Source organism: Magnetospirillum sp. SS-4, from assembly GCF_902729425.1.
GTDB lineage: Bacteria > Pseudomonadota > Alphaproteobacteria > Rhodospirillales > Magnetospirillaceae > Phaeospirillum.
The window spans coordinates 220000-238033 of record NZ_CACVCH010000070.1 but is presented as its reverse complement, the minus strand read 5'-3'; the positions used below and the strand labels follow the sequence as shown (position 1 = coordinate 238033).

The window sequence follows — 18034 nt, the reverse complement described above, 5'->3', positions numbered from 1 at the left end:
CGCCTCTGGTCAGGCGGCATCGAGACCGTAGGCGGTGTGCAGCGCCCTGAGCGCCAGTTCGGTGTACTTCTCGTCGATCAGGACGCTGATCTTGATCTCGGAGGTGGAGATGACCTGGATGTTGATGCCTTCCGACGCCAGGGTCTGGAACATCTTCTGGGCGATGCCGGCATGCGAGCGCATGCCGACGCCGATCACCGACACCTTGACCACGTTGGGATCGGACAGCAGCTTTTCGTAGCCCAGGGTGCCCTTGTTGTCCTCCAGCACCTTGCGGGCGCGCTCCAGGTCGGCGTTGCCGACCGTGAAGGTGAGGTCGGTGGACTTGCCGTCCTCGGAAACGTTCTGGACGATCATGTCCACGTTGACCGCCGCCTCGGCCAGCGGGCCGAAGATGGCGGCGGCGACGCCGGGGCGGTCGGCGACGCGAACCAGGGTGATCTTCGCCTCGTCACGGCTGTAGGCGATGCCGCTCAGCAATTCCTTTTCCACGATCTCATCCTCATCGCAAACGAGAGTACCGGGCTTGTCCTCGAAGCTGGACAGGACCTGGACGCGAACCCGGTGCTTCATGGCCATCTCGACCGAGCGGGTCTGAAGCACCTTGGCGCCGACCGAGGCCAGTTCCAGCATTTCCTCGTAGGTGATCTTGTCGAGCTTCCTCGCCTTGGCCACGATCCGGGGGTCGGTGGTGTAGACCCCGTCGACGTCAGTGTAGATGTCGCAGCGATCGGCTTTCAAGGCCGCCGCCAGCGCCACCGCCGAGGTGTCCGAGCCGCCGCGGCCCAGGGTGGAGATGCGCCGGTCCGGACCCAGTCCCTGGAAGCCGGCGACCACCGCCACCTCGCCCCGGGACATGCATCCGATCATCTCCTCGGTCTCAATGGAGAGAATGCGCGCCTTGCCGTGGACGCCGTCGGTATGGATGGGCAATTGCCAGCCGCACCACGACCGGGCGGCCTGCCCCAGTTCCTGCAACGCGATGGCCAGCAGGCCGATGGTGACCTGTTCGCCGGTGGCGACGACGGCGTCGTATTCGCGGGCGTCGTGCAGCGGCGCCACCTGGTTGCACCACGCGACCAGTTGATTGGTGGCGCCCGACATGGCCGACACCACCACCGCGACCTCGTTGCCGCTGTCGACCTCGCGCTTGACGCGGTTGGCGACGTTCTTGATCCGCTCGATATCGGCGACCGAGGTGCCGCCGAACTTCATGACGATGCGAGCCATGTGGAAACCCTTTTGGACCCTGGCGTCCGATTGCGGTGAACGCTTGCGGTCGGTTCTGGAATTCTATTGTATGCCCGGTTGCTGCCGGAAGGGCGCGTATTCATACTCTGTCGCCAATGCGGACGCAAGCGCGGCACCCGTCGCGAAGCGCCTATATGGAGAGGAATTCATGGACCTGCAAGCGTCCCCGCATTCCGGAGGGACCGCCTCCCCGGAGGAAGTCGCCCGTTTCACCGCCATGGCGGAGGCGTGGTGGGACCCCGATGGCAAGTTCAAGCCGCTGCATCGGTTCAACCCGATCCGGCTGGACTTCATGCGCCGCCACTTTGTCGCCCATTTTAGCCGCGACGAGGCTGCCATCCGCCCGTTCGAGGGGCTGAGCCTGCTTGACGTCGGCTGCGGCGGCGGCCTGCTGTCCGAGCCGCTGGCCCGCATGGGGTTCGCCGTCACCGGCATCGACGCCGGCGACCGGAACGTCGCCGTCGCCCGCCTGCACGCCGAACAATCGGGCGTCCCGGTCCAGTACCGGGTCGCCACCCCCGAGCGCCTGGACCGGGGCGAGATGTTCGACGTGGTGCTGTGCATGGAGGTGGTTGAGCATGTTCCCGACATCGCCGCCTTCCTGGCGCACGCCTGCGCCCGGCTGAAGCCCGGCGGAGCGCTGGTGGGCGCCACCCTCAACCGCACCGTGAAGGCCTGGGCCCTGGCTGTGGTCGGCGCCGAATACGTGCTGGGCTGGCTGCCCCGGGGAACCCACGACTGGAACAAGTTCGTCCGTCCGTCGGAATTCGCCGCCATGCTGCGGCCGCAGGGAATCGAGGTGGATCGCATGGCCGGCATGGCCTATTCGCCGCTGACCGATTCGTGGCGCGAGACCGAATCCCTTGACGTCAACTACATGCTGGTGGGCACGAAACGGCGGGGTTGATCACAGCCTCAGCCCGTAATGGATGATGTCCTCGGTGCGGTTGGCGAAGCCGCGTTTGTAAAGCGCGATGCTCCGGGTCTTCTCGCTGTAATTGCCGTGGGTGTCCAGCAGGCCGAAATAGAACCGCCGCTTGCCCTCGGCCCTGGCGTCCATGATGGCCTGGTGCAGCACGACGTGACCGATGGGCTTGTTGCCCACCGGCAGCTTGGCGCTGGCCCAGTAATAGGTGGTGTCGCCGTGGCGCGATGACAGCAAGGCGACCACCGGCCGGTCCTCGAAATAGCCGATATAGAGGGTCATGCGTCCCGCCAGCAGGTATTTTTCCAGCGTGGGGGCGGTCACCGCCGGCGTGCGATGGCCGGCGCGGTGGATGTGGACGTAGTCGGCGACGAGGCGGGGGGTGGGGTGGTCGGTGCGTTCGATCCGGATGTTCCTGCGGCCCCAGCGCAGGCTCTGGCGATGGGCCTCGCGGTAGTTCCGCTCGATGGCCTCCTCGCTTTCCGACAGGTCGACCCAGGCCGAGGTCATCCGGATGGGATTGGGGTCGACCTGGGCGATCCACGCCCGCAACAGGGACGGAAGCGGCTCGTTCTGCCCCCGCTCGACCATCAGGTAGTTGCAGCCCGACCATTCGAGGGCGATGCGGACCTGACGCACCGCCAGGTCGGCGGCGGCCTCGATCCGGGGATGGTCGTTGGCCAGGCGGGTGAACAGGATGGCGGTCTCGCGGCAGCCGAGGTGACGGTCTCCCATGGCGTCGGCCTCGACCAGGACCACCGGCCGGCCGTCGCCGTCCAGCACCAGGAACGAGCAATCGTCCGAGGCGGCGTCGCCCGAGGGCGGCGGGGCCAGGGAATTCTGCTTGGTGAAGGTGGGGTCGCGCAGCGGGTCGTGGCGCAGGGGATGGTCGGGCAGCGCCGTGGTCAGCCGGGAGAATTCGGCCGGGTCGAGGTGGGCGGTGACGACGTAGAGGTCGCCCTCCTCCAGTTCCAGCATGCCGCCGCCGCCGGCGTTGTCGCGCCCCATCAGGCGGTTGACCACCCTGTCGTGGGTGGCGGCGGCCCAGACCATGTTCCGGCGGCGTTCGATTTCGGCCATGCGGGTGTAATAGGGCGCGCGCCGCCGCCAGTCGGTGATGTCCAGCCCCCGCGCCAGTCCGGCCAGCCGTTCATAGGCGGTGAGCGCGGCGGCGTCGAGGCCGGCGCTGTCCAGTGCCCGCGCCAGACGTTCCCACGGTTCGATTTCGTCCGGGTCATCCAGCAGCTTCCCGAGGGTTTCCAGGGTGGCGGAATCGATGGACTCCCTGACGGGGGTCAGCGGTTCCCGCTCCCTTTGCCTCAACGCCTCGGCGATGGCCGCGTCCACGGCGTTGACCGGCCTCACCTGTTCCCGCAGCATCTGCTCACTCTCCCGGGGAGGGGGCGTCCCTCCGTTCATCTCCGGCGGGGATGATGAACCGGCCCGCCTTAAGTGGCGGTAAACGGGAGCCTCGGGAAAAGCCGCCTCCCGCGCGGGGCGGTCAGCTCCGGCCGCCTTCGAGCAGGCCTTCGGAAATCTGAAGGTTGATGTTGATGAAGGAATCGATGGTCTCGTTGGTGACGGCGTCCAGCCCGGCCAGGGTCTTGTCGGCGACGAACTGGGCGAGACGGCGGAGATTGCGCTTCACGTCCTCGGACAAGGTGCAGTCCTCGTGCGAGATGATGGTGCACAGGGCCACCCAGGTGTCCAGATTGGTCTTCAGGGCGGCGGCGAAGGGGCCGATGTTGCTGTCGCGGTCGCCGCGGGTCTGGTCAAGCATGATGGCGGCCTGGGACAACTGAAACGCCTGCTCCTCCGCGAGAGAGAGGGAAGTCTGCTGAGACATGTTTCCTCCTGATGATTACGCCAAGGATGATGTGTTCAAGACGGCTTTCGGGCGGAACATCGTGCCCCGGCGGGCTCTTTGGTCCCAGGATATCGACGCGACGAACGGAATACATCCCGTTGCAACCCGTTTCCCGATAACCCTACTGCCGATCGATGGGACATTCAACCTCGCGCTGACGGCATGTCGCCGGCGACCGGGCGCGTTGCTCTCTTCCCTTCCGCGCCAGGATCGTTAGATTGAGGGCATCCGTTCGTTTCCCGTCCTGCCCGCGAGGAATTCCATGAAGATCGCATTTTCCAAGCCGTCGCTTCCCACCGAGGGCGCCATCGTCGCCGGCGTGCTCGAAGGCAAGGCGCTGGGCGCCACGGCGCGGGCGCTGGACGAGGCCGCCGGGGGCGGCCTGTCGCGCGCCGTCGCCGCCAGCCGGTTCGAGGGCAAGAAGGGGCAATCCCTGACCATCCTCGCTCCCGCCGGCCTGGACGTCTCCCGCGTGGTGCTGATCGGCCTGGGCAAGGCCAAGGATATGGACGCCCTGGCCGCCCAGGCGTTCGGCGGCGCCGCCGTGGCCCAACTCCTGACCTCGGGCGAGACCGGCGCGGTGCTGGCGGTCGATCCGGTGGAAGGCGCGCCGCTGCCGGAGACCGAGTTCGCCGCCCAGGCCGGTTTCGGCGCCCGTCTGCGGTCGTATCGCTTCGACAAGTACATGACCAAGCGGAAGAAGGAGGACAAGCCCTCGCTGAAGCGGCTGACCGTCGCCACCGCCGACGCCGCCGGGGCCAAGACCTTCTTCGCCGTGCTGGACAAGGTGGCCGACGGCGTCGTCCTGACCCGCGACGTGGTCAGCGAGCCGGCCAACGTCATCCACCCCGAAAGCCTGGCCGAGGTGGCCGAGGGGCTGAAGGATCTCGGCGTCGAGGTCGAGGTGCTGGGCGAAAAGCAGATGAGGAAGCTCGGCATGGGCTCGCTGCTGGGTGTCGGCCAGGGCTCGGAGCGGGAATCCAGGCTGGTGGTGATGCGCTGGAACGGCTCGGCCGACAAGGATTGCGCCCCGGTCGCCTTCGTCGGCAAGGGCGTCACCTTCGATTCCGGCGGCATCTCCATCAAGCCGGGTGCCGGCATGGAGGAGATGAAGTGGGACATGGCCGGGGCCGGCGCGGTGATCGGCGCCATGGCCGCCATCGCCGGCCGCAAGGCCAAGGTGAACGCCGTCGGCGTGGTCGGGCTGGTCGAGAACATGCCGTCGGGCACCGCCCAGCGGCCGGGCGACGTGGTCACCTCCATGTCGGGCCAGACCATCGAGGTCATCAACACCGACGCCGAGGGCCGCCTCGTCCTGGCCGACGCGCTGTGGTACACCCAGGACCGCTTCAAGCCCAGGTTCATGGTGGATCTCGCCACCCTGACCGGGGCCATCGTCATCAGCCTGGGTCACGAATACGCCGGCCTGTTCGCCAGCGACGACACCCTGGCCAAGCGGCTGGACGCCGCCGGCAAGGCGGTGGGCGAGCAGTTGTGGCGCCTGCCCATGGGCGAGGCCTACGACAAGCAGATCAAATCCGACATCGCCGACATGAAGAATGTCGGCGGCCGGGAAGGCGGCTCCATCACCGCCGCCCAGTTCCTCAAGCGCTTCACCAACGACGTCGCCTGGGCGCATCTGGACATCGCCGGCATGGCCTGGTCGTCCAAGGACACCGCCACCTGCCCCAAGGGCGCCACCGCCTTCGGCGTCCGCCTGCTGGACCGGCTGGTGGCCGATTACTGCGAGGACAAGGCCGGACAATAGCCGTTGCGAATCTCCTTCCAGCCCCCCTCCGCCAACCTGTCCGGCGCCGTCGTGGTCGGACTCTGGCGGGGGCGGCGGCCGACCGCATCCTTTGGCCGCGTCGACGGCGACGGCCGGCTGCTGAAGGTGCTGAAGCGGCTGGGCTTCGACGGCGAGTCCGAGGAGACCGAATTGCTGCGCGCCCCCGCCCCGCCGCTGGATTGCCTGATCGTCGCCGGGCTGGGGCGGCCGGGCAAGCTGAAGGCCGCCCGGCTGCGGCGCATCGGCGGCGCCATTCTGGACGAACTGGACGACAGCCGCGCCGCCGCCGCCACCGTCGCCCTCGACCTGGAGCCGGAACAGGCGGCGGAACTGGCCTATGGCCTGCGGCTGAAATCCTATCGGCCGCCGCGTCAATACCGCACCAGGCTCGATCCCGACGACGAGGACGACGTCCCGCCGGTGCTGGAGGCGGTGGCGATCACCACCACCGACCCCGCCGCCGCCGCCCGCCGTTTCGCCGAGGCCGATCAGGTGGCCCAGGGGGTGTTCCTGGCCCGCGACCTGACCGCCGAGCCCGGCAACATCCTGGGGCCGGAGGAATTCGTCCGGCGCGCCCGCCTGCTGGAGCCCCTGGGGGTCGAGGTCGCCGTGCTGGACGAGACCGCCCTCCGCGAGGCGGGTTTGAACCTGCTGGCGGCGGTGGGCATGGGCAGCGACCGGCCGCCGCGTCTGGTGCTGCTGCGCTGGCGGGGCGCGGGGGGACGGCCGCTGGTGCTGGTGGGCAAGGGCATCACCTTCGATTCCGGCGGCATCACCATCAAGTTCGGTGACGACGACATGGACGCCATGAAGGGCGACATGGCCGGTGCGGCGGCGGTGATGGGGGCGATTCGCGCCCTGGCCGGCCGCAAGGCGCCCGCCCACGTCTGCGGCGTGCTGGCCCTGGCCGAGAACATGCCGTCGGGCCGGGCGCAGCGGCCGGGCGACGTGGTCCGCTCGTTTTCCGGCCTGTCGGTCGAGGTGATCGACACCGACGCCGAGGGGCGGCTGGTGCTGGCCGACGCCCTTGCCTGGGCGGCGGCGACCCTGGACCCCAGGGCCATGGTCGACATCGCCACCCTGACCGGAACGGTGGAGCTGGTGCTGGGCGACGCCTATGCCGGGCTCTACGCCAATGACGACGGGCTGGCGAAGCGGCTGCTGCGGGCGGCCAGGGCGGAGGCCGAGCCGCTGTGGCGGCTGCCGCTGACCCGATCTTGCGACGACGACGTCAAATCCGACATCGCCGACCTGAGGAACTGCGCCTGGGGCGAGGTCCCCGACAACGACGATGCCGCCCGCTTCCTGTCGCGCTTCGTGCCCAAGGGCCTGCCATGGGCGCATATCGACATGGCCGGCAAGGAATGGGCCGACGAGGACGATCCGCTGGCGCCCGAGGCGGCCAGCGGCTTCGGCGTCCGCCTGTTCGACGCCCTGGTGAGGAAACAATGACCGAGACCGTGCTGACCTACCTGCCGGGCGCCACCCAGGCGCTGGCCCTGCTCTGCCTGCTGGCGGTGGCGCTGGGCTTTACCGTCATCGGCGCCGCCCTGGGCGGCCGCGATCGCCTGCCCGAGGCCGACCTGCTGGTGGGCTGGGCGGTGGTGGCGGGGCTGTTCACCGTGGCCGGCGGCGCGCTGAACCTGCCGCTGACCCAGGTCGCCCTGGCCTGTCTGGCGCTGGCCGCGATCTCGGCGCTGGTCCTGTGGCGCCGGGTCGAGGCGCCGCTGGAGGGCGGCTTGCTCAAGGTGCTGGCCTGGATGGTTCCGATCCTGCTGGCCTCCGCCTCCATGCAGCCGTCGCAATGGGACGAATTCTCCCAGTGGCTGCCCAACGCCCGCTATCTGGCCCTGTTCGACGTCTTTCCCGGTCCCGGCAACCCCGCCAGCGACAGCGTCTTTCCCGGCTATCCGCCGGGGACCACGGTGGTGCTCTACCTGACCGGCCGGCTGGCCGGGGGCTTCGTCGATTCGGTGGCGCCGTGGTTCAACCTGCTGCTGCTGGCGGTGGCGGCCCGCCTGATGGTGCGGATGATGCGCACCGACCATCGGGCCGGATGGACGGCGGCGGCCTGGGGCGTGCTGGGCGTCACCGTGCTGGGCACCACCTTCGTGCCCAAGCTGGTCCTGTCCGCCTATGCCGACAACGCCACCGCCGTGGCGGTCGCGGCGGCGGCCGTACTCGGCCTGCGTCTGGTGGACGGGGGGCGGGGGCCGGGGCGGCTGATCCAGTTCGCGGCGGTGTTCGCCCTGCTGCCCATGATCAAGCAGGGCAATTTCGCCCTGATGGGCCTGCTGGTCCTGGCACTGGGGGCCGATGTCTGGCGGCGCGGCGGCGATCTGGGGCGGCCGGGGCTGAGGCTGGCGCTGGCGCTGGTTCCGGCGGCGGCGATGGTGCTGGCGTGGCGGCTGCATCTGTCGGAGGCCGGCGGCGAGATGGCGATTCGCGCCGTCGCCGACTGGCAATGGGACCTGCTGCCCCAGACCCTGGCCAGCATGTGGCATGTCTCCACCTCCAAGGGCGGCTATTTCGGTTTCGGCCTGCTGGTGGCGGGGCTGGCGGCGGCAGGGCGGCTGAGCGGTCCGGACCAGCGGCTGGCGCCGCTGTTCGCCCTGATGTTCCTCGGCTACAACGCCTTTCTCCTGTTCGTCTACCTGGCCATCCTGGGCGGCTACGAAAGCGCCAACGCGGCGTCGTACTGGCGCTACAACACCCATCTCGGCGTGCTGGAAATGCTGGCCCTGGCCGTCCTGGCCGGCATGGCGGCCAGGCGGGCGCGGGCGGGGGCGGCGCTGTCGCGCGCCCTGCTGGTCCTGGGGGCCGTCGCCGTGGTGGCCGGCCCCTTCGCCGGGGCGCGCTTCCTCCGTTTCGACCGTCAGCCGGCCAAGCAGCACGCGCGCGAGGCCGTCCGCGACATGGCCGCCCTGATCGGCCCCCATGCCCGGGTGATGCTGATCGACGCGCGGGGCACCGGCTTCTACGCCCATTTCACCGATTACCACCTGGGGTTCGGGCGTCAGGTGACGGGAAGCGTCAGTGCCTTCCATCCCACCGGCTTCGCCGCCAACATCGTCGCCACGCGGCCCGATTACCTGTGGGTCCGCACGCTTCAGCCGGCGACGGCGGCCGAGCTTGGCCTCGCCCTGGACGAGCGCGCCGCCCACCTGCTGGCGCGGGAGGAGGGCGGCTGGCGGCCGGTGAGGTCTTGGCCCTATCCGGACGGCCTGGACCCGGCGGCCGAGAAGGATTGACAATGGGGGGCTTTTCCAAAAGTCTGGGGCATCCCGATTCCTGGATTCGCACCGCCTCATGAAGATCGCCGTCCTGATTCCCTGCTACAACGAGGAACACTCCATCGAGCAGGTGGTGCGCGACTTCCGCGCCGCCCTGCCCGAGGCGGCGATCCACGTCTACGACAACAATTCCCGCGACCGCACGGTGGATCTGGCCCGCGCCGCCGGGGCCATCGTCCGGTCCGAGCCGCAGCAGGGCAAGGGCAACGTGGTGCGGCGCATGTTCTCGGACATCGAGGCCGACGTCTACGTGATGGTGGACGGCGACGCCACCTATCACGCCCCCAGCGCGCCGAGGATGGTGGCCCGGCTGGTGGACGAATCCCTGGACATGGTGGTCGGCACCCGCCTGCACAGCGAGGAGGAAGGCGCCTTCCGCGCCGGGCACCAGTTGGGCAACCGCATGCTGACCGGTTTCGTCGCCTGGCTGTTTGGCGACCGTTTCCAGGACATGCTGTCGGGCTACCGGGTGTTCTCGCGCCGCTTCGTCAAGTCGTTTCCCGCCATGTCCAAGGGCTTCGAGACCGAGACCGAGCTGGTGGTGCACGCGCTCAGCCTGTCCATGCCGGTGGCCGAGATCGAGACGCCCTATTTCGCCCGTCCCGAGGGGTCGGTGTCCAAGCTGAACACCTACCGCGACGGCTGGCGCATCCTGATGACCATTCTGGCCCTGCTGAAGCGGGAACGGCCGCTGGCGCTGTTCGGCGCCATCTTCGCCCTGCTGGCGCTGCTGGCGCTGATCCTGGCCGAGCCGGTGGTGGCGACCTATCTCCAGACCGGGCAGGTGCCGCGCCTGCCCACCGCGCTGCTGGCCACCGGCATCATGATCCTGGCGTTTCTCAGCCTGACCGCCGGCGTGGTGCTCGACACCGTCACCCATGGCCGGCGCGAGATCAAGCGGCTGCATTATCTCGGCCATCGGGCGCCCGGCGCCCCATGACCCAGATCGGCTTCTACCACCTGACCCGGCTGCCGCTGGAACAGGCGTTGCCGAAGCTGCTGGAAAAGGCCCTGTCCGCCGGCTTTCGGGCGGTGGTGCTGGCCGGCTCGCCCGAGCGGGTCGAGATGCTGAGCGACCGCCTGTGGACCTTCGAGCCCGAATCGTGGCTGCCGCACGGATCGCGCCGCGACGGCGACGCGGCGTTGCAGCCCGTCTGGCTCACCGACCAGGACGAGAATCCCAATCAGGCCACCATCCTGGTGATGTGCGACGGCGCCGCGTCGGAAGCGGTGGCGCCCTACGCCCGCTGCCTGGACCTGTTCGACGGCAACGATTCCGAGGCGGTCGCCGCCGCCCGCCTGCGCTGGAAGCGCTGGAAGGACGAAGGACACCAGCTCGTCTATTACCAGCAGACGGCGGCGGGCGGCTGGGAAGAGAAATCAAGGACGTAGCGTCACAGGTCCAACTGGCCGGAATCGGACGGGGGCGGCGTCCACCAGGGCGGCGTCAGCAGGAATTCCGAGCCGGGGTCGTGCTCGCCATGGCGGCGCTTGGCCAGGGTCCGCGTTCCGACGGCGTAGCAATAGACGCAGCCGTGCGGACAGGTGTCGTATTCGCCGATGTCGCGGCTTTCATAACACAGGCAGCCGGGGCGGTTGCCTTTGAGCCGGGCCGGAATCGGGCGCGGCGCGCCCCAGGCGGCGGCGACGTCCTCCAGCCGGCGGGCGTCGACGCAGCGCGACGGCTGGCATTCGGGAACCAGATAATCGGGCTGCGAGCACAAGGTGGCCTTGATGCCCCGCGCCGCCGCCAGTTCGCCCAGGCGCCGCGCCAGGGCCAGCTTGACGTCGGCCGGCGGATCGCTCCAGCCGAAGCCTCCGGCCCGCGCCGCCGCCGCCATGTTGCGCCCGGTCTTGCGATAGATGGAGGCGAACGAGACCGATACCTCGTCCACCGCCCCGGCCAGGGATCGGGCCAGGGCTTCGAAGGTGGCCAGATGCCACTCGGGCGGGGTCAGGGTGGTAATGACGACGGGGTCGTAGCGCCACACCACCGCGCGCGGCCCGAACGTCTCGGCCAGTTCCCGAATCAGGGCGACCGAGCGCTCCGCGTCGATTACCGAACTCTCCAGCGCCCGGGGATAGCCGGTCACGGTGTACTGGACCACGAAGGGCAGGGCGGCCTTGCGCACCTCGGCCAGGGCGGCGCGGAACGGACCGGCGTTGCGGGTCCAGAACACGAAGCCGTCCACCCCGGCCCGCAGTGCCACGGTCGAGACCTGCCGGCCATACGGATTGACGACGCGGACCCAGCCGGCCCGGAAGCGGTTGAGGAACCACTTGCCGTAAAATGCCGGAATATCGGTGCGATAGCTGGCCGAAACGATCATCCGGCCATTATGACGATTAGCGGCCGTGTCTGCCATCATGGCTGAGGTGTATGTTATTATCTAATTGATATTAAATGCATTTCTGCGATGCGGGATCGAATCTCGAGTCTTTTTGGGTTGCTCTGGCCGGGCTGGTCATTTATAAAACCGCTGACCGCGATTGGTATTGCCGATAACCCCTGAAGAGGAGAACAGCCTTGCGCGACAGGCTCCTCCCGGCAGCGATGCTGGCGATCTTGGCTGCGACATCCCCTTCCCTGGCCGCCGAGTCCGTCCAGTCTGCGGATGTGCGAATCGCGTCGGCCGATGGACGGATGACCGCCGCCATCCTGCCCGGAGCCAATCGCGAGGCGCGGGTCGTGCCGCTGCCGCGTCCCCTGTCCGCCGCCGATTCCGACATCTATCGCCGCGCCCTTCTGTTGCAGGCCCAGGGGCAGTTCGCCGCCGCCGACCGCGAGCTTGGCCGGGTCAGGGACGACCTGCTGAAGGGGCATGTGCTGGCCCGGCGGCTGCTGGCTCATGGCGTCAAGCCCAAGTTCCAGGAATTGCGCGCCTGGCTGGAGGATTTCTCCGACCACCCCCAGGCCGAGGCCGTCCACAAGCTGGCGACGGCGGTCAAGGGCAAGGCTTCCGGCGCCCTGCGCGCGCCGGTGCGGGGCGGGCTGAGGGGCACCGGCATCGACGCCGACGCTGACGGCGCCCGGTGGGAGGACGCGGCCTTCAACGTCGAGGATTCCTCGCCCCGGGTTCGGACCTTCAAGGCCAGGCTGCGCCAGGCCCTGCGCGACGACCAGTCCGGCCGGGCCGAGGCCATGCTGTCCTCGGCGGAGGCCGCCGCCCTGACCAGCCTGGACTTCGACCGCCTTCGCCTGATGGTCGCCGCCGATCATTTCGCCGGCGGGCGCGACGACCCGGCCGCCGCCCTGGCCGCCGCCGCCGCCGAGCGGTCCGGCGACGACTTGCCCGCCGCCCATTGGGTCAGCGGCCTGGCGCTGTGGCGCATGGGCCAGCCCGACGTGGCGCGGCGTCATTTCGAGGCCGTCGCCAACGCTCCCGAGGGGCACGAGTGGCTGTCGGCGGCCGGCGCCTTCTGGGCCGCGCGGGCCAATCTGGCGACCCGGCGTCCCGAGGCGGTCAATCACTGGCTTGAGGTGGCCGCCACCTATCCCCGCACCTTCTACGGCCTGCTGGCCAACGCCGAACTGGGCTATCAGACCCGGTTCTCGTTCGAGACCCCGCCCTTCACCGACGGCGACGCCGAGATTCTGATGCGGATTCCGGCGGCCCGGCGCGCCCTGGGCCTGCTGCAACTGGGCGAGCGCCAGGCCGCCGAGGACGAGTTGCGCAAGCTGCACCCCACCGCCAGCAAGGCCGCGCGCCAGTCCATGCTGGTCCTGGCCTATGCCGGCGACATGCCGGCCCTGGCCGTGCGCCTGGGCGGGGCGTTGCCCCGCGTCAACGGCCGCCTGCACGACGCCGCCGCCTTTCCGATGCCCAACTGGGCGCCCAAGGGCGGCTGGCAGGTGGACAAGGCGCTGATCTACGCCATGGTCCGCCAGGAATCGTCGTTCAACCCCGCCGCCCGCAGCAACGCCGGCGCCGTCGGGCTGATGCAGTTGATGCCGGCCACCGCCGCCGCCCTTGCCGGCGGCCGCCACACCCGCGACCGCCTGGGCGATCCCGAATACAATCTGGCGCTGGGCCAGGCCTACATCACCAAGCTGCTGGGCCTCGACATCGTCAACGGCAACATGATGATGATGGCGGCGGCCTACAACGCCGGTCCGGGCAATCTGTCCAAGTGGCTGAAGGCCATCCGCCACGGCGACGATCCGCTGCTGTTCGTGGAAAGCCTGCCGTCGCGGGAAACCCGTCCGTTCGTCCAGCGGGTGATGACCAGCTACTGGGTCTACCGTTCCCGCCTGGGGCAGCCGGCCGAGACGCTCGACGCCGTCGCCTCCGGGGAATGGCCGCTCTACCGCAGCCAGGACCCGCGTCCGGCGACCCTGCCCAAGACCAGGAACTGATTGACTCGGCCGGTTGGCCCCGTCACGCTTTTCCCATGCTTCTCGTCCATGCGACCACGGTGGAAATCGCCGGCCAGGGGGTGATGATCCGCGGTCCCTCGGGCGGCGGCAAGTCCGATCTGGCGTTGCGCCTGATCGATGGCGGCGCCGTTCTGGTGGCCGATGATCAGACCCGGCTTTCCACCCAGGGCGACCGGATCGTCGCCAGGGCGCCCGACGCCATCGCCGGCCTGCTGGAGATTCGCGGCCTCGGAATCGTTTCCGTGCCGCACCGGGCATGGGCGCCGCTGGCTCTGGTGGTTGACCTGGTCGCGGATGGAGGGGTCGAGCGCCTGCCCGAGCCATCCCTGGCCCATCTGCTGGGGCTTCCGGTGCCGCGCATGGACCTGGTTCCGTTCCACGCCTCGGCGGCGGCGAAGGTTCGTCTTGCGATACTTTCGGCAAAGCGGGATATAATGAGGTCGTGAATACGGATCGATCCTCTTCCCTTTCGGCGCCTCCACCGGCGGCCGCGGTGGCCGCGGGCGGCAACCGCGTCGTCATCATCACCGGCATGTCCGGCGCCGGCAAGACGCTGGCGCTGAAGGCCCTGGAGGACATGGGCTGGGAGGCGGTCGACAACATGCCGCTGTCGCTGGTGGGCAGCCTGGTGCGTCCGGGCGACGGCGTGCCCCGTCCGCTGGCCATCGGCGTCGATATCCGCACCCGCGATTTCGGGGTCGAGCCGGTGCTGGCCGCCATCGACCGCCTGATGGCCGAGCCCGGCCTGGAGGTGCGGCTGCTGTTCCTCGATTGCGGCGACGACGTGCTGTGCCGCCGCTTCACCGAGACGCGCCGGCGCCATCCGCTGGCGGTGGACCGGCCGCTGCTGGACGGCATCCGCCACGAACGCGCCCTGGTGTCGCCGCTTCGAAGCCGCGCCGACATCACCATCGACACCACCGATCAGCCGCCGGCCGAGTTCAAGCGGGTGCTGGCGGCCCATTTCGGGCTCGACCGGGAACATGGCCTGGTGGTGTTCGTCACCTCGTTCGCCTATCGCAACGGCCTGCCGCGTGAAGCCGATCTGGTGCTGGACGCCCGCTTCCTGGCCAATCCGCATTACGACCCCGTCCTGAGGCCCCTGACCGGCCGGGACGCGGCGGTGGCCGGGTTCGTCGCCGCCGACCCCGGTTTCGCCGGCTTCATGGATTCGGTGACCCGTCTGCTCGAACCGCTGTTGCCGCGCTTCGCCGCCGAGGGTAAGAGCTATCTGACCATCGCCATCGGCTGCACCGGCGGACGTCACCGCTCCGTCGCCGTCGCCGAACGCATCGCCGCCTGGCTCAAGGCCCGGGGCAGCCTGGTCGAGTTGCGTCACCGCGAACTCGACCAGGGGGGATCATGACAAGGGGATTGAGATGATCGGATTGGTTCTCGTCACCCACGGCCGGCTCGCCGACGAACTCGTCGCCGCGTTCGAGCACGTGGTCGGACCGCAACCCAATGTCGGTTCGGTCTGCATCGGCCCCGACGACGACATGGAGCAGCGCCGCAACGACATCCTGGCCAGCGTCGCCAAGTGCGACGACGGCAGCGGCGTGGTGGTGCTGACCGACATGTTCGGCGGCACGCCGTCCAACCTTGCCATTTCCATCATGGACAAGGCCAAGGTCGAGGTCATCGCCGGCGTCAATCTGCCCATGCTGATCAAGCTGGCCTCGGTCCGCCATTCCGAGCCGCTGGCCGACGCCGTCGCCAGCGCCCAGGAAGCCGGCCGCAAATACATCAACGTCGCCTCCAAGCTTCTGACCCAGGATCGGAAATGACCCCCGAAGCGCTTGACAGCCCGGACGAGACCGGCCCCCGCCGCAGCGCCACCATTGCCAACCGTCGCGGCCTGCACGCCCGCGCCGCCGCCAAGTTCGTCAAGTTGGCCGCCACCTTCGACGCCCAGGTGATCGTCGGCCATCGCGGCACCGAGGTTTCCGGCCTGTCGATCATGGGGCTGATGATGCTGGCGGCGGCTCCCGGCTGCTGCATCGACCTGCGGGCCAGCGGCAATCAGGCCGAGGCGGTGCTGGACGCCCTGTGCGACCTGATCGACCGTAAGTTCGACGAGGACTGAACCACACGAGGGGGGCGCCTTGCCTCGCGGCGGCAATAAATCACCCGGGCGAATCCTGGCGCGGCCCGAGACCGGCGGACATGATCGCGAGATCGTGCTGAGCGGGCTGGGCGTGTCGCGCGGAATCGCCATCGGGGTTCTCTATCTTCACGATTCCGGCACCATCAGCGTGCCCGAACGCCGCGTCGCCGCGTCGCTGCTGGACGCGGAATGCCTTCGCTTCACCGAGGCCGCCTCCATGGCCAGCCACCAGGTGGAGCAGTTGCAGGACAAGGCCGGGCGGCTGGGCGGCTCGGCCGGCGAGGAACTGGGCTACCTGCTGGAGGCCTATCACCAGATGCTGCGCGGCTCGCGCCTGATCCGTGGGGTCGAACGGCGCATCCGGGGCGAGCGCATCAATGCCGAGGCGGCGGTGCAGCAGGAGATAAACGAGATCGTCCACGGCTTCGAGGCCATGGACGACGCCTATCTGTCGGCCCGCGTCGCCGATATCCGCGACATCGGCCGCCGCCTGCTGCGCAACCTCACCGACACCACCTATCGCCCGTTCACCGCCCTGCCCGGCAACGCCGTCATCGTCGCCGAGGAGATGACGCCGGCCGACACCGCCTTGCTGGACCCGCGCCGGGTGGCCGGACTGGCGACGGTGATGGGCGGCGCCGAGGGCCATACCGCCATCATGGCCCGCTCGCTGAACCTGCCGTCGGTGCTGGGAATCGCCGACCTGCTGGCCGGGGTGCGGGGTGGCGAGACAATCGTGGTCGACGGCGGCAACGGCCTGGTGATCATCAACCCGCTTCCCGCCACCATCGGGCATTACCGGCGCGAACGGGCCGCCTTCCTGCGCCAGCGCCGGGTGCTGGGGCGGCTGCGCGACGTGCCGGCGGTGACCCGCGACGGCGCCCGCATCGTGCTTCAGGCCAACATGGAGCTGCCCAACGAGGTTCCGTCGGTGCTGGAGTCCGGGGCCGAGGGCATCGGCCTGCTGCGCAGCGAGTTCCTGTTCATGAACCGCGACGACGTGCCGTCCGAGGACGAGCAGTATCAGGTGCTGCGCGACGTGGTCGAGCGGATGGGCGGGCGCTGCGTCACCATTCGCACCTTCGACGCCGGCGGCGACAAGCTGGCCCCGGCCCTGGGCTGCACCATCGGCCCCAATCCGTCGCTGGGGCTGCGCGCCATCCGCCTTGGCCTTGCCCGCCAGGACCTGCTGGAGGCGCAACTGGCCGCCATCCTGCGCGCCTCGGCGCACGGACCGGTCCGTATCCTGATTCCCATGATCGCCACGGTCGGCGAGTTGCGCGTCACCCGCGAGGTGATGAACCGGGTCATCCGCCGGCTGCGCAAGGCAGGAACCGCCATGGCGGACCCGCCGCCGCCGCTGGGCGCCATGATCGAGATTCCAGGGGCGGCGCTGTCGGCCGATTCCATCGCCTGGCACGCCGATTTCTTTGCCATCGGCACCAACGACCTGACCCAGTACACCCTGGCCATCGACCGTTCGGACGAGGCGGTGGCGCATCTGTACAACCCCCTGCATCCGGCGGTGCTGCGGCTGATCCAGTTCTCGGCCGAGGCGGCGACGCGCGCCCGCATCCCGGTCTGCGTCTGCGGCGAGGTCGCCGGCGACCCGCGCTTCACCGCCCTGCTGCTGGGGCTGGGCATCCGCGACCTGTCCATGACCACCTCCAACGTGCCGGTGGTCAAGAACCGCATCCGGTCCCTCGACCTCGGCGGCGCCATCCGCTGCGCCCAGCGGATCATGGAACAGAGCGACGGCGGCCATATCGTCCGGATACTGGACGGCTTCAATGCCGGAGAAGAATGACAGCGGCCCGGATTTCGGCGAAACTGGCGCCATGAAGCTGCCCGGCCCCAATATCCGCACCATCCCCGTGGGAGACGACCGCGAGCGTCTGGTGTGCGGCGATTGCGGCTTTGTCGTTTACGACAATCCAAAGATCATCGTCGGCGCGGTCTGCACCTGGCGGGACCGCTATCTGATGGTGCGCCGGGCCATCGAGCCCCGGCTGGGATACTGGACCATGCCCATCGGTTACATGGAACTGGGCGAGACCACCGAGCAGGGCGCGCTCCGCGAGGTGTGGGAGGAGGCCCGCGCCCGCGCCCGCATCAGCGGGCTGCTGTCCATCTATTCCATTCCGGAGATCAGTCAGGTTCACATGATCTACCGGGCCGAGATGCTGTCGGATTCCTTCGAGCCGGGGCCGGAAAGCCTGGATGCCGGCCTGTTCACCTGGGACGAGATTCCCTGGGATCATCTGGCCTATCCCAATGTCGGCTGGTCGCTGAACCACGAGCGCGAGGTCAAGGGCCTGGACAGCTTTCCCCCGCGCGGCCGTCCCGAGCGCGCGTAGATTTCCACGTTTTCCGTCCCCATGTAACCGGCAGGCTCCTTGCGGCGAACCGCCGACAGGACATTCG

At 69.1% G+C, this 18034-nt stretch carries 17 protein-coding genes; 13 read left to right on the top strand and 4 right to left on the bottom strand.

Translation table 11 applies throughout. The features are described 5' to 3' along the window. Window positions 1-9: 9 nt before the first annotated feature. Window positions 10-1230: an aspartate kinase gene (locus MTBSS4_RS13235; protein WP_173983873.1), complete on the bottom strand. Its 1221-nt coding sequence runs from the start codon at window positions 1228-1230 to the stop codon at window positions 10-12. A 169-nt stretch (window positions 1231-1399) separates the two neighbouring features. Here MTBSS4_RS13235 and ubiG point away from each other — a divergent pair, with 169 nt between their 5' ends. Then, entirely contained in the window at window positions 1400-2158 is a 759-nt protein-coding gene (gene ubiG / locus MTBSS4_RS13230; RefSeq protein ID WP_173983872.1) for a bifunctional 2-polyprenyl-6-hydroxyphenol methylase/3-demethylubiquinol 3-O-methyltransferase UbiG, read from the top strand. On the opposite strand, the gene MTBSS4_RS13225 is transcribed toward ubiG, so the two are convergent. Both MTBSS4_RS13225 and MTBSS4_RS13220 read right to left on the bottom strand, forming a co-directional pair. Next, window positions 2159-3556, bottom strand: coding sequence for a GNAT family N-acetyltransferase (locus MTBSS4_RS13225; RefSeq protein ID WP_173983871.1), 1398 nt, complete (start codon window positions 3554-3556; stop codon window positions 2159-2161). A gap of 121 nt (window positions 3557-3677) precedes the next feature. Beyond that, window positions 3678-4022: a flagellar biosynthesis regulator FlaF gene (locus MTBSS4_RS13220; protein ID WP_173983870.1), complete on the bottom strand. Its 345-nt coding sequence runs from the start codon at window positions 4020-4022 to the stop codon at window positions 3678-3680. A 283-nt stretch (window positions 4023-4305) separates the two neighbouring features. Between MTBSS4_RS13220 and MTBSS4_RS13215 the strand changes: the two genes are divergently transcribed. From MTBSS4_RS13215 to MTBSS4_RS13195, 5 genes are read left to right on the top strand one after another with little or no spacing between them, the layout of a single operon-like run. Further along, window positions 4306-5811: a leucyl aminopeptidase gene (locus MTBSS4_RS13215; RefSeq protein WP_173983869.1), complete on the top strand. Its 1506-nt coding sequence runs from the start codon at window positions 4306-4308 to the stop codon at window positions 5809-5811. 3 nt (window positions 5812-5814) lie between these two features. Continuing rightward, window positions 5815-7284: a leucyl aminopeptidase gene (locus tag MTBSS4_RS13210; protein ID WP_173983868.1), complete on the top strand. Its 1470-nt coding sequence runs from the start codon at window positions 5815-5817 to the stop codon at window positions 7282-7284. Then, window positions 7281-9083 (top strand): hypothetical protein, encoded by a 1803-nt coding sequence (locus MTBSS4_RS13205; RefSeq protein ID WP_173983867.1) that lies wholly within the window; start codon window positions 7281-7283, stop codon window positions 9081-9083. The genes MTBSS4_RS13210 and MTBSS4_RS13205 overlap by 4 nt, the downstream gene beginning before the upstream one ends. Before the next feature lie 58 nt (window positions 9084-9141). Continuing rightward, the gene (locus MTBSS4_RS13200; RefSeq protein ID WP_173983866.1) at window positions 9142-10065 is read left to right on the top strand and encodes a glycosyltransferase family 2 protein; all 924 of its coding nucleotides are present in this window, start codon (window positions 9142-9144) and stop codon (window positions 10063-10065) included. Next, window positions 10062-10517 (top strand): DNA polymerase III subunit chi, encoded by a 456-nt coding sequence (locus MTBSS4_RS13195; protein WP_173983865.1) that lies wholly within the window; start codon window positions 10062-10064, stop codon window positions 10515-10517. Before MTBSS4_RS13200 ends, MTBSS4_RS13195 begins: the two co-directional genes overlap by 4 nt. A 2-nt stretch (window positions 10518-10519) precedes the next feature. Here the strand turns inward: MTBSS4_RS13195 and MTBSS4_RS13190 are convergent, their stop codons facing one another. Beyond that, window positions 10520-11455 carry a DUF1848 domain-containing protein gene (locus tag MTBSS4_RS13190; protein WP_173983864.1) on the bottom strand — a complete coding sequence of 312 codons (936 nt, stop codon included), beginning with the start codon at window positions 11453-11455 and terminating at the stop codon, window positions 10520-10522. Between the two features lie 314 nt (window positions 11456-11769). Here MTBSS4_RS13190 and MTBSS4_RS13185 point away from each other — a divergent pair, with 314 nt between their 5' ends. Genes MTBSS4_RS13185 through MTBSS4_RS13155 form a run of 7 tightly spaced genes read left to right on the top strand, consistent with a single transcriptional unit; the run spans window position 11770 to window position 17967 of the window. Beyond that, window positions 11770-13482, top strand: a complete 1713-nt coding sequence (locus MTBSS4_RS13185; RefSeq protein ID WP_254432534.1) for a lytic transglycosylase domain-containing protein — start codon at window positions 11770-11772, stop codon at window positions 13480-13482. Between the two features lie 35 nt (window positions 13483-13517). After that, window positions 13518-13949, top strand: a complete 432-nt coding sequence (locus MTBSS4_RS13180; RefSeq protein ID WP_173983863.1) for an HPr kinase/phosphorylase — start codon at window positions 13518-13520, stop codon at window positions 13947-13949. Between the two features lie 47 nt (window positions 13950-13996). Continuing rightward, window positions 13997-14869 carry an RNase adapter RapZ gene (rapZ, locus tag MTBSS4_RS13175; protein WP_256367412.1) on the top strand — a complete coding sequence of 291 codons (873 nt, stop codon included), beginning with the start codon at window positions 13997-13999 and terminating at the stop codon, window positions 14867-14869. Window positions 14870-14882: 13 nt separating this feature from the next. Next, window positions 14883-15290, top strand: a complete 408-nt coding sequence (locus MTBSS4_RS13170) for a PTS sugar transporter subunit IIA (protein WP_173983861.1) — start codon at window positions 14883-14885, stop codon at window positions 15288-15290. Then, complete coding sequence (locus MTBSS4_RS13165; protein ID WP_173983860.1) at window positions 15287-15589, top strand: HPr family phosphocarrier protein; 303 nt, start codon at window positions 15287-15289, stop codon at window positions 15587-15589. The genes MTBSS4_RS13170 and MTBSS4_RS13165 overlap by 4 nt, the downstream gene beginning before the upstream one ends. A 52-nt stretch (window positions 15590-15641) precedes the next feature. Further along, the gene (gene ptsP / locus MTBSS4_RS13160; RefSeq protein WP_173983950.1) at window positions 15642-17417 is read left to right on the top strand and encodes a phosphoenolpyruvate--protein phosphotransferase; all 1776 of its coding nucleotides are present in this window, start codon (window positions 15642-15644) and stop codon (window positions 17415-17417) included. Between the two features lie 31 nt (window positions 17418-17448). Then, window positions 17449-17967 (top strand): NUDIX hydrolase, encoded by a 519-nt coding sequence (locus MTBSS4_RS13155; protein ID WP_173983949.1) that lies wholly within the window; start codon window positions 17449-17451, stop codon window positions 17965-17967. Window positions 17968-18034 lie beyond the last annotated feature (67 nt).